9 protein-coding genes and 1 tRNA gene are annotated in these 11,936 nt (G+C 61.4%); 4 read left to right on the forward strand and 6 right to left on the reverse strand.

Annotated features, from left to right (window positions below):
• The first annotated feature begins 65 nt into the window (after positions 1-65).
• The 3 genes from G7Y49_RS03645 to G7Y49_RS03655 all read left to right on the forward strand — a co-directional run bounded on the left by G7Y49_RS03645 (position 66) and on the right by G7Y49_RS03655 (position 3,071).
• Positions 66-1,226 carry a helix-turn-helix domain-containing protein gene (locus tag G7Y49_RS03645; RefSeq protein WP_255465909.1) on the forward strand — a complete coding sequence of 387 codons (1,161 nt, stop codon included), beginning with the start codon at positions 66-68 and terminating at the stop codon, positions 1,224-1,226.
• On the forward strand, positions 1,223-1,435 hold the full coding sequence (locus tag G7Y49_RS03650; protein WP_165171271.1) for a hypothetical protein: 213 nt from the start codon (positions 1,223-1,225) through the stop codon (positions 1,433-1,435). Before G7Y49_RS03645 ends, G7Y49_RS03650 begins: the two co-directional genes overlap by 4 nt.
• 382 nt (positions 1,436-1,817) lie before the next feature.
• Entirely contained in the window at positions 1,818-3,071 is a 1,254-nt protein-coding gene (locus G7Y49_RS03655; protein WP_165171272.1) for an IS30 family transposase, read from the forward strand.
• An 826-nt stretch (positions 3,072-3,897) separates the two neighbouring features.
• Here the strand turns inward: G7Y49_RS03655 and G7Y49_RS03660 are convergent.
• The 5 genes from G7Y49_RS03660 to G7Y49_RS03680 all read right to left on the reverse strand — a co-directional run bounded on the left by G7Y49_RS03660 (position 3,898) and on the right by G7Y49_RS03680 (position 9,388).
• Complete coding sequence (locus G7Y49_RS03660; protein WP_165171273.1) at positions 3,898-5,343, reverse strand: LlaJI family restriction endonuclease; 1,446 nt, start codon at positions 5,341-5,343, stop codon at positions 3,898-3,900.
• A 3-nt stretch (positions 5,344-5,346) separates the two neighbouring features.
• Complete coding sequence (locus G7Y49_RS03665; RefSeq protein ID WP_165171274.1) at positions 5,347-6,861, reverse strand: McrB family protein; 1,515 nt, start codon at positions 6,859-6,861, stop codon at positions 5,347-5,349.
• Positions 6,862-6,875: 14 nt separating this feature from the next.
• A complete protein-coding gene (locus G7Y49_RS03670; RefSeq protein WP_165171275.1) occupies positions 6,876-8,042 on the reverse strand; it encodes a DNA cytosine methyltransferase in 1,167 nt (388 codons plus the stop codon).
• Positions 8,043-8,508: 466 nt separating this feature from the next.
• Positions 8,509-8,585, reverse strand: a tRNA-Met gene (locus G7Y49_RS03675).
• 323 nt (positions 8,586-8,908) lie between these two features.
• Complete coding sequence (locus G7Y49_RS03680; RefSeq protein WP_165171276.1) at positions 8,909-9,388, reverse strand: universal stress protein; 480 nt, start codon at positions 9,386-9,388, stop codon at positions 8,909-8,911.
• A gap of 241 nt (positions 9,389-9,629) precedes the next feature.
• Between G7Y49_RS03680 and G7Y49_RS03685 the strand changes: the two genes are divergently transcribed.
• Positions 9,630-10,424: an amidohydrolase family protein gene (locus G7Y49_RS03685; protein ID WP_165171277.1), complete on the forward strand. Its 795-nt coding sequence runs from the start codon at positions 9,630-9,632 to the stop codon at positions 10,422-10,424.
• An 82-nt stretch (positions 10,425-10,506) separates the two neighbouring features.
• Here G7Y49_RS03685 and G7Y49_RS03690 read toward each other — a convergent pair whose 3' ends face one another.
• Positions 10,507-11,826: a hemolysin family protein gene (locus G7Y49_RS03690; RefSeq protein WP_165171278.1), complete on the reverse strand. Its 1,320-nt coding sequence runs from the start codon at positions 11,824-11,826 to the stop codon at positions 10,507-10,509.
• Positions 11,827-11,936 lie beyond the last annotated feature (110 nt).

Consider the following 11,936-nt stretch of genomic DNA (forward strand, 5'->3'; position numbering starts at 1 on the left):
AGGCCCTTTCCGTCTATGGTGCCTAGTCGCCGAACCTTGCCGTCCACAGCAGATAGGAAAGGACCGTGAACGGAGAATACAAGCAACTGACCTTGAGGGAGCGAAGGGAGATCGAGGAGGGGCTGACGCGGGGCGACTCGTTCAGGGCGATCGCGAGGCTGATAGGGCGCCAGCCGTCGACCGTCTCGAGGGAGGTGCGCGAGAACAGGCATCTCCGCGCCTTCAGGCGGCGCAGGTCCGCGTGCCGCGACAGGAACTGGTGCAAGCGCGTGGGCGTGTGCGCGGAGTGCTTGCGCGAGGGCGCGTTCTGCGCGGGCTGCGACGCCCGGGACTGCCGCGACCATTGCGCGGCGTACGCCGACCGGATCGCGTGCGACGCGCTCGTGCGCGCGCCGTGGGTGTGCAACGGCTGCCGCAAGAACCGCTACGGCTGCAACCGGGCCAACCGATACGTCTACGACGCCGAGGTGGCCCAGAAGGCCTCCGACGAGCGCCGCAGCGAGTCCCGGAAGGGCATCGACATGGACCCGGGGCGTGCCGAGGCCGCGCTGGCCCGCATCAAAGACGGGGAGTCGCGTGGGCTGTCCCCCTATGAGATATCGGTATTGTATGCCGACGTCGTCGGCGTCAGCCAATCCACGATCTATCGCTGGACCGACGCCGGCTACGGCGGGCTCACGAACCTCGAGCTCGAGCGAAAGGTCGGCTTCAGGCCGCGCAGGAAGAAAGCCTCGCGCAAGCCGACCCGACACTCGCCCAAGCGCAGCTATGATGAGTTTAAAAAGCTCCCGGACAGCCTCAAAGACGCACGCACCGAGCTCGACTGCGTCGTGGGCCGCAACGTCGACAAGCAGGCCGTGCTGACGCTTTACAACCTGCCGTGCCACATACAGCTCGGGCTTCTGCTTAAGGCGCACGACTGCGCGAGCGTCATAAAGGAGCTGCGCAACGTCAGGTCCGTGATGCCGAAGCTTATGCACACCAGATGGATGCGCGTCGTACTTACCGACAACGGCGAGGAGTTCGCTGACGAGAACAGCATCGGAGAGCTGCTCGGCGAGCGCGCCGCGGACGGCGACTTGAAGGTGCACCTGTACTACTGCGACCCGCGCCAGTCCCAGCAGAAGGGCGGGTGCGAGAAGAACACACCGAGATCCGCCAGATCCTGGAGAAGGGCATGTTCATCTTCGATGAGCTTACCTGCGCTGACATGGTGGTCCTTATGAGCCACGTCAACTCCAACCCGCGCGCCTCCCTCGGCGGCAAGTCGCCCATACAGATGCTGCGCTTCGTCTACGGCGACGACGATGCAAACGCCCTGCTCGACGCCTTCGGCATCTATGGGGTCAACCGCGATGAGCTAACGCTTAAGCCCGAGATCCTCGACATAGAGCGCGCCAAGCGAGGGGAGCCGCCGCTGACCCGTCTGAGGTAGCGCCAAAAGAGCAAGGCGATGCGTTGCGTTTAGTCTTGAAGCCCTCACGGGAGGGCTTGCGTCAGCATGCCCTCAGACAAACCGCAACGCTCCTAAACTGCCCCCTGACATGGCCTCTGCCTAGGACCAGCTACGCAATCAACCCCGAAGCGTTGCGCCTACCTCGGGAAACACGCAACGTTCACGGGCGTTGCGTTTACTTTGATAAGTTTCCGCCGAAATTTTTAGTCAATTTGCGAGGCTAGCTGAACAGCCCTTTCTGAAGCAGAGGTCCCTCCGCACTCAGCTGAACGCGTTCAGCTGAGGACGAGAATGGCCCTCGCAGGAAAGATGCCGCGGCACGAGGACGCGGCACGGGGTCATCCTGCGGGAAGGAGCCGTCATGGGCGGCGGGAGCAGGGGCTACGCCCGCATCGACAAGGCCGACCGGGAGGCGATCCAGAACGGGCTGGACAAGCGCAGGGGCTGCCGCGAGATCGCGAGGTCGATCGGGCGCTCGCCGGCGGCGGTGACCGAGGAGGTCAGGAAGCACCGCACCTGGAAGGACGGGGAGAGGCGCGGCGAGGCCGTGCCGGCGGACCCCGAGGGCGTGGCGTGCGCGCACCTGAGGGAGTGGCCCTGGACCTGCAACGGGTGCATGGCCTATCGGAAGAGCTGCGGGCGCAGGCAGCGGATGGAGTACAGGGCCTCGCTGGCGCAGGCGGCCAGCGACCGGGTCCGCTCGGAGTCCAGGCGCGGCATAAACCGCCGGGAGGAGGACTTCGAGAGGATCGCCTTCGCCATCCGCTCCGACATCCTCGACGGCAAGTCCCCCGAGCAGGTCTGCATGGCCAACCCGCACCTCGGCCTCGCCCCCTCGACCCTCTACCGCTGGGCCGAGCGCGGCTACTTCTCCATGTCCCCGATGGACTTCAGGCGCAAGGTCGGCTACAAGCCGCGCGCCGAGCACGCCGGGCCCAGGCCCACCTCGCACGGGGCCGACCGCTCCTATGCGGCGTTCTGCGCGCTGGCGGAGGCGGAGCGCGCCGGGGCGTGCGAGATGGACACCGTGATCGGGCGGGCGCGCGACGCCCGGTGCCTGCTCACCCTCTACCTGAGGCCGTGCAAGGCCCAGCTGGCGCTGCTGCTGCCCAGGAGGGCGCCGAGCGCGGTGGCCGCCGCGCTCGGCTCGCTCGAGCGCTCCCTGGGGAGGCAGCTGTTCGAGCGCCTGTTCGGCGTCGTCCTCACCGGCAACGGGGCCGAGTTCTCCGACACCGCGGGAATCGAGGCCTCGGCCCTCGGCGGAGGCGCCCGCTGCAGGGTCTACTACTGCGACGTGCGCCAGTCCCAGCAGAAGGGCGCCTGCGAGCGCAACCACGTGGAGCTCAGGAAGATGCTGCCCAAGCGCCGCGGCATCTCCTTCGACGACCTCGACGAGCGGGACTGCGCCTTCGTGATGTCGCACGTGAACTCCCAGCCCCGCCCCTCCCTCATGGGCCTGTCGCCGCTGCAGATGCTGAGGGCCGCCGACCCCGTGGCCTGCGAGGCGCTCGAGGCGGCCCTGGGGATGGAGGAGGTCCCGTTCGACGAGCTCGCGCTGACGCTCGGGGCCGTGAACGGCCGGCGCGGGGAGAGGGGGCTCGGGCCCCTGGCATAGGGCAACGCGGCGACCGCCGCCCGATCGCGTCCGCAGAGGCGTTCAGCTGGGTCCGGGGCAGGCTTGCGGACCCCTGGCCCGGTGCGCCCTCCGAACCCAGCTGAACGGCCCGGAGCCTCCTCTCCTCCCGTGAAAGCGTTGCGATGACTGCGAGAATGCGGCGAACATCCCAGATGAATCGCCTCTGTTCAGCTAGCTTCGCAAATCAACCCCCCGGATTGGGCGCGCATCACGGAATTCTGAGCTCGGCTCCAACGGTACCAAATGTGCTTACTCGCGGTACCATGTTTGCTGACTGTCGGTACCAGAATGGGTTACTAGCCACAGGCGTCGGCTTCGATGATGGGAAGCCTGGATGATGCTCCCGGCCAAGTCTGTATCTTGGCCGGGAACGTTAGTGTCTATTGACACCTTTGTCGGTCATATGAACATTCGAGACGCTACCATTTTGAGCTCAGGGACGAATACGAGTCTTTTCTTCGTGGATTGGCGGAAAGCAGGTCTTGACGCACTATAGGAGCGTCATTCGAGACGCGATCGAGCTGGTGAGGAAGGGGGGATGCGAAGCAAGAGAAGAGGCGAGGCGGGATGCCTCCAAGTACGTCGAGCTCTGCCACAGCAGGTGAAGGATGCGCTCCGCCATTGGCTGCAATGCCCCTTGCGGCTTAGAGCGCGATGCGGCCCGAAGATGCTTAAGTAATTGTCCAAGATATCTCGACCACTCCAACCTAACTGGACCGATTTGGTCCAACTATTTGTCCGCGTCTCCCTATCACTCATGGAAGTGGCCAATAGCTGAAGAAGGCATATCCGGTCTCTCGCCAAATCATCCCAACAGCGATTCGTAAACCACAGGATCAAGCTCTCGTCTGCGCAGGTAGCAGTCGAACACCTCGTGCGCAGGCAGCGCCCACATGTCGATATGGTCACTGAACTTTGCACTCGCCCCGGTCGCTCCCGACATCACACCCGGGAATGACACACTCGCCAGCAGCTTCGGCTCATCCTCCTCGGATGGCACGAGGAACGCACTCGCAACGCCGTCAAAGCCATGGTCCTCAACGAAGTCTTTGTAGGCCGACTGATACAGGAACTGTTTGGTAATTGATTCCACACCAGGCTGGCCGTGGATCTTGCCCCGCCTGCTCGGCACGTAGTACTTGGCATCGTAGATGCAGAACAGGGTCCTGCCTTCCGCCTTGGCAAACGTGATAGTGTCTGGTATGAGCGTGTCGACGTCCCCAGCATCGCCCATGCCCTGCGCTCGCGTCCATAGCGGACTCGGGATAATCTGCAACAGCGTCTCGCTCTTGCGCGCGCGCCACCCTTTCGCGAGGTCAATAGGAAGCTCACGCAGCCGACACCCTAGCAGGTCCCCGAAGGCGGTCTTGCAGGCGACCTCCCACGCATGGTAGTAGCTCGTCGTGCCCAAACGCAGGACTCTACCGCGATCTGCACCAACGCCATGCTCCGTCAGATAGGCCCGCATCAAGTCGAGAACGTCCTGTTTCCACGTGACATACTGACCTGCACGTTCACGGTCGATGAGCCATCGGAAGTATTCGGGCTCACCCATGTCGGCCGGGCTCTCATCCGTCAGCTCCACGGTGCCGATGGATAGAAGAGCAGAGAGACCGAATTCAGCCAAGAACCTGGAACACTCGCTGAGTATCGCCCGATGCAGGCGCATGATGAGGTCGTACTCGGTGCGTTTGGTCTTGCGCGTCCACAAATCGAGGTAAATGGGCGCACCATTCGAGATGACAGGGGTTTCCATGTCGATGGTTCTCTGCCAGTCGATGACGCCCGGCCCATTTAGTAAACGCGTCTCCTCATAGTTCGAGTAGACGCCGTACTCGTCATAAAGCAGAAGCAGCCTAATCATCAGAGTGAGCTGGTCGCTGCGTCGGCCTCCATTCTGCGGGTCGAGCAGCTTACCTTCCTGGCCTAACCTGCGGATGACGCTGAGAACCTGCCTCATCTGGCATTCCGGCCTGCCCGTGCTCCTGATGTACTTCGGGTAGCAGATGATGGCGTGCCCAAGTGCGATTGCGATGCCGACATATCGGAACTGGTAGCGTTGCGTCGCGTCCGCTCCATCAGCTCCGAGCGTCTCTTCCTCGTCGCGCTCGTCACCCGTGCGGTACCGGATAACGCCGCAGTCCATGAGTGCGTCTATAACCGCGCGATTCTCATCGATGCCGATAGCGAGCTCGGCTCTGATCTCGTCTTCCGAATAGGGGCGCAACTCGCAGAAGTAGGCCGCGCGCATTCGCTAATCCTCGTCACCCTGGTCGGTCATGCCAGGTTCTTCGATTTGCGCGAATACGTCACTAAAGATGCCGTGGTGCTTTTCCGTGCCCTGCCTGAAGACTCCCACACCATCACGCTCGAACTCGGCACAGATTCCGGCAAAGGTGGCATCATCGTCTCGGAAGATGCCTCCGCGCCTCATCTTGCCCGCATCCTCGTAAAGATAAAGCAGGACCTTGTCCTCAAATGCGGAAACAAAGCGACTCTTGCCCTCGTCCCCGTACGGCTCATCGCTCAGCGCCTCGGGAGAAAGGAAGAAGGGACCAAGGAGCTTGTCCTCGTTTACGCCATTGTCAAGCAGCAGCGTGTTGATGGCCTTGCGCAGCTCATTCCAGACAATACGAGCGCCATTGACACCGACGGCATACTCATCAAGCCTCGCGCCGTTCAAAGCCGACGGCGTGGCGTCCTCTCCTTCGTTGATACCCATGTAGCGGAAATCCCATCGACGCTTGAATGCGGTGTCCATTGGGAAGACGCCTTGGTCGGCGTTGTTCATAGTTGCCCAGATATACATGTTAGGCGGCAACGCGAGGTGCTCAAGCGCAGAGTCGCAGAATTCCTGGAAGTTCATATCCGGGTCGAAATAGTTCTCGATGTCGTTTCGTTCACTTTCGCCCAGCTTATCGAGCGAGACTTTTATGCATGCTGACATCTCAGTAGGTACTGAAACGTAGTACTCACTTGCACCTAGAATGTCCCTGTCAAGCAGTTGGAAAACATCGCCGAACACGGCAGCAGGATTGGCCCGGTTAAGCTCCTCGATGATGAGCAGATAGTTATCGTAGGGGTGCAGCGTGGCATCGATATACGTTTCGAGGAACGGGCCGGGGATATAGCGGTAACTAATGGTGCCGCCCTCGGTGAAAGGTCGATAGCTGCCAACGAACTGAGAGTACGTGTAGTCGGGATAGAAAGTCACGCGCCTGACATGTTCTTTGGGGAAAATGCCATCGGGATTTTTCTCCGTCTTAACGCCAATCTTATTGAGCTGGAATGATTTGCCGGTGCCAGGTGCGCCGAAGAAGATAAGATTGCGGGACAAGTTAACCAAACCTGCCATGCGCTGCGTTTCGATACTTTGCCGCATAGCAACGTATTCTTGCTCGGCCATTTCTTTCAGCGTTCCTGATTCGTGAGTGTCGTGTCCGACGTAGACTATGTGCTTCTTACCATCTATCTTTAGCCATTCCACATAAGGGAGATTAGCGAGAATGGTCTCTGGCTGATTTCGACTTGTCCCAGATCCGCCCAGTGCGCTATCGACATGAACCGCAACCTGCTTCCTCAAGGCATTCCATAGGCGTGTAATCTCGGAGAACGATCGCCTCCCTGACCTTCCGCTGGCAGTATGCAACGTTATTGACCCTGCATCACGGTCAACGTTGTCGACAACTATTTCGCTGCCTTTTTGGATGCTCTGAAGCTCTTTCCCGACAAGCCTTTCGATGTCGTCTATCAGTGTATTGAAATCCATAGCAGGTCACCCTATTAATCGCTTTTGTGCGTTGCCTCAATAGCGTTCACGTCAATCGTCACATCAAGATACTCGTGTATCGTTGTCGCAACGCCTTTTGCAAGAAGGTAAGGTACGCCATTTCCGATGGTTTTGAAGGAGTCCGTAAGTGTTATGTCGTTGGGAAGCTCGTATTCCGCAGGAAGCGACTGCAGCGATAGCGCCTCTGATACGGAGAGCCTCCGTTCACGATATGGATGTAGATGAACTTCGTTATTGCCGTAGGCGACAGTTGGTGAATAGCGCCATCGATGAAGCCGTTTGTAAGACTTCTTACTTACGTCGCCTTCGCCAACCGTCTTCATCCGCGTCAAGCCCTGCCTCGGAACAAAGTATCTACTCGAATTAGGGTGGTGCTCGACGTCGTTCTTCTTGAACCAATACTGTACTGTCAGAGCCTCATGCCCCGTAATCTCACTGGGCATGGGCCTAATCGAGCCGTTAGAAAACGCGTTTCGTTCGGGCCAAGGCAGGTTCTTTATCGCCTCAAGATCTTCTGTGATGTGGCTGCTCCAAGGAAACCCGAGAAGAGCATCGCCGTCGCAAGCATGCACAGGCAGAAAGTCTTTGCGTAATCCAAACAGCAAAATCCTGTCGCGATCCTGTGGTGCGCCAAACTCGAGTGCATTAGTTAGCCGCTCTGTCGTTGCATACCCCGCCTGATGGAGAGAGTGCTTCAGTTCCTCGTAGAATTCCCTATGCCGTGCGGTTCGCCATAAACCCTTAACGTTTTCAAATAAGAAGAAGTCGGGGCGATTCTCGATAATCAGCGTCACGTATGACTGCGATAGTTTTCCGTTGTCGCCATTGCGACCACGGTTCTTGCCGCCGACCGAAAAATCAGGGCATGGCGGACCACCTATGAACCCAACCAACCTGCCCTCAGCGCGCAACTCGTCGACCATCGTGCCGATCGTTCCGGCACCACCGATATAAGAATTCACGTCGTCGCACGAGTAGCCGAATCGGGGAGTATCCATCCCCATCTTCGCTCGTGAGTATTGATAAACTCGCATGAAAGGCTCGTGCCACTCATTGACAAAACTGATTGAGAAACCAGAGTGCTCAAAACCGAGATCCAGGAAGCCTGCGCCCGAAAAGAACGACAGTATGCTGTACTTGTCATCTTGCTGAACCTTCACGTAGCCTTCCTTTTTCTGAACTTGCCGCAGCCAGCACCAGCTTGACTAAGTAATCTTACCAGTGAGCCAGCTCGATTGTCCCACGGTATCTGCCTTCGGGCAGAATTGGTGTATCGTACGTTGGCACCATGGTGAGCAATTGCGACCAGCGTCTGCCGTTGCCTTGATTTTATCTGCCACCATCTCTGACCGCTAGCCCGGTCGCACGCTGCCAGACTCGGATTGTCCGCAGCGCGACCTGCTGGGCGTCAATACGCGCTATGGTCGTCATGCGCCACACCCGGTCAGCGGCGCACGCCCTATGCATGGCCGTCCGGTCTGCTACCGTCACGCGCTTGTCCGCACATGCCCGGACGGTTCGCTTGTACCTACCAAGCCACTTGTCTCCAGCAGGAAGAGTCCAAAACGGCATATAGGCAGAAAAGGAGCAGGTCAGACTTTCTAATGTCTGACCTGCGAAAATGTTTGGTCGCGGGGGCAGGATTTGAACCTACGACCTCCGGGTTATGAGCCCGGCGAGCTACCAGACTGCTCCACCCCGCATCATCTGGTGCCTTTCAAAAGGCAAGGATATATATTACTCGCTCTGACGAATTGCGCAAGAGGCAAGTCCGTGCTCCACCGTTTCTCCACAAGCGCGGCAGGCCGCGCCCGCACACCAACGCGTGAATTCGCAGGTCAGCACGCTCACGGGCGCCCCAATACGCGTCAACGTGTTCGCAAGCACCCCGCGCACGTCAGCACACGCTGGAGCAGATCACAGGCCCAGCCGCGCCGTGCCCGCACGTCCATGTCACCCGCACATGCCGCACCCGCACGCCCGCACATCCATGCCGCCCGCCCGCATCACGCCAACGTCGCACGCGCTACTTCACGGTGAGCACGGGGATGTCGGCCTCGTGGAGCACGGCGTAGCTGACCGAGCCGAGCATGCCGCGCAGCGCGCCGAGGCCGCGACGCCCCATCACGATGATCTCGGCTTGCTGCTCCTCCGCGAAGTCGACAATGCCCTCGGCCGTCTTGCCCGCGATGGTGACGCAGAACCGCACGTCGAAGCTCGCGCCGTCGAGCGCGTCGCCGACGCCCTCGCGCAGGCGCTCCTCGGCGCGCGTCTTCGCGTTGGCGATCACGCGCTCGTAGGAGTCGACGTCGGGGAACAGCAGCGGCGTGCCCGCCACCGGGTTGGTGGGCGACTCGAGCTCCGCGGCGATGGCGTTCGCAGGCACCACCGACAGCACGCACAGCGTCGCCTCGGCGTCGTCGGCGATCATCTTCTTGGCAACCGTCAGCGCGTTCTTCGCCGGGTCGGAGCCGTCGAAGGGAACGAGAATCTTCTTGTACAGCATGGCATACCCCTTTCACTGCGCACGCCAGAAGGCGCGCATCGCCTTGAGCGAAGGCGGCCCTGCGCCTCGCTGTTCCCCTCGATGATAGCCCCAATCCAGCCGCTTGTGAAGTTTCGCCGCCGTTTCGCGCGCACGGAGGCGCCTGCCGCCTCGCGACGCGCGCACGGCCGTGCTACCATGCTTGCTGGCTCGCCCGACGCAATCGCCGCAGCTACGAAGCACAACCCGAGGAGCACCGCCCATGACCGTCATCGACTGCCACTGCCACATCTACCCTGACAAGATCGCCGCGCGCGCCGTGAAGAGCGTCGGCGACTTCTATCTCGTCGACATGGCCGAGGGCGACGGCTCGGCAGACGGCCTGATCAGCACGTGCGAAGGCTCCCCCATCACGCACCACATGGTGTACTCGGTGGCCACGAAGCCCTCGCAGGTGCCCTCGATCAACGACTTCATCGCCGCGCAGTGCGCCGCGCACCCCAGCTTCATCGGCTTCGCCACGCTGCACCAGGACTTCCCCGACCCCGAGGCGGAGATCGAGCGCGTCATCGGGCTCGGCCTCAAGGGCGTGAAGCTGCACCCCGACACGCAGGGCGTCAACATGGACGACCCGCGCCTCATGCGCATCTACGAGATCATCGAGGGGCGGCTGCCGCTCGTCATGCACACCGGCGACTACCGCTACGACTACTCGCATCCGCGGCGCCTGAAGAAGATCCTGCACGCATTCCCGAACCTGGTGGTGAACGCCGCCCACTTCGGCGGCTGGTCGATCTTCGACCTCGCGTTCGAGCTGCTCGAGGACGAGCGCTGCTTCCTCGACATGTCGAGCGCGCAGACCTTCCTCGGCCCGCGCCGCACCTACGAGCTCACGAAGCTCTACGGCACCGACCGCCTCATGTTCGGCTCGGACTTCCCCATGTGGAGCCCCGTGCGCGAGCTGGAGATGTACACCGCGCTGCCCTTCACCGACGACGAGCTGGAGGACCTCACCTGGCACAACGCCGAGCGCTTCCTCGGGTTCAAGGTGGAGTAGCCCAGGCTGAGCGCAACATGCTGGCCGTGGGCAGCGTGCGCCCGCAGCCAGTCCGCCTCCACGCGACGCGCGCCTGCCGCGCCTATTCCTCCTCAGGCTCCTCGGGGCGGTCGATCCGCATGCCGATCTTGTCGATGCGATGGCGATCCATGTCGAACACGGTGAACGTCACCTTCGTGCCGCGGTGCGAAAGCCGCGTCACGTCGCCCTCGGCCGGGATGCGGTCGAACAGCGCGAGCAGAAGGCCGCCCGCCGTCTCCACCTCGTCGGCCTCCTCGGGCCTGAAGTCGAGGAACTCCGCCAGCTCGTCGATGGCCAGCGCGCCGTCGACGAGGTAGGTGCCGTCGGGCAGCGCGACGATCTCGTCCTCCACGTCGTGCACGTACTCGTCGTCGATGCGGCCCACGATCTGCTCCATCACGTCGGACATGGTGACGATGCCCGCCGTGCCGCCGTGCTCGTCGACCACCACGCAGATCTCGGTGCGCTTCACCTGCATCGTCTCGAGCAGGCGCGCGATCGACATCGTATCAGGCACCGCCGGCAGCTCGCGGACGTTCCACTCCTCCATGGACGCGTCAGCTGACACGCCGAAGAAGTCCTTCATGTGCACGAAGCCCGCCATGTGGTCCTTCGACCCGCGGCACACCGGGTAGCGCGTGTAGCGGTACTGGCGGATGATCTCGAGGTTCTCCTCGAGCGGGTCCTCGAGGTCCAGGCACACCACGTCGGTGCGCGGCGTCATGATGGCCTCGGCGTCCTTGTCGCCCAGATCGAAGATGTTGTCCACGAACTCGTTCTGCTCGGGGTTGATGAGCCCGCTCTCCGTGGACTCGTCGATCAGCAGCTTGATCTCCTCGCCGGTGTACACCTCGTGCTCGTTGGCCGGGTCGTGCCCGCACAGGCGCACGACGCTGTTGGTGATGCCGTTGAACAGCAGCATCACGGGGTAGGTGATCTTGTAGAACCAGATGAGCGGCGTGGCCGTCATGAGCGCGTACTTCTCGGTGGAGAAGATGGCGAACGACTTGGGGATGAGCTCGCCCACCACCACGTGCAGCGTGGTCATGATGAAGTAGCCGATGGCCACGGCCACCACGGAGATGGCGGCCTCGGGCAGGTGCAGCATCACGAACAGCGGGCGGATGAGCTCGGAGAACGCCGGCTCGCCCAGCCAGCCGAGCGCCAGCGACGCCAGCGTGATGCCGAGCTGGCAGGCGGACAGGTACGCGTTCACGTTCTCGGCAACCGTCTTGGCGTTCTTGGCGCCGCGCTTGCCTTCCTCGACCGCGATCTCAAGCTGCGACTTGCGCACGCGCACCAGCGCAAACTCGGCGATCACGAAGAACGCGTTCATCAACAGGAACAGGACAACCAAGACCAAGCTAATCGCGATGTTCATTTGAAGCGGATGATCCTCCTTGGAGTGCATACAGACTTACCCTCATCGTAAGGGATCGAGGGGATCGGAGGAGATGGAGGCCGCGAAACCCGCAACACATCCACAGGTGA

The organism is Adlercreutzia sp. ZJ242, from assembly GCF_011038995.1.
Lineage (GTDB): Bacteria > Actinomycetota > Coriobacteriia > Coriobacteriales > Eggerthellaceae > CAAEEV01.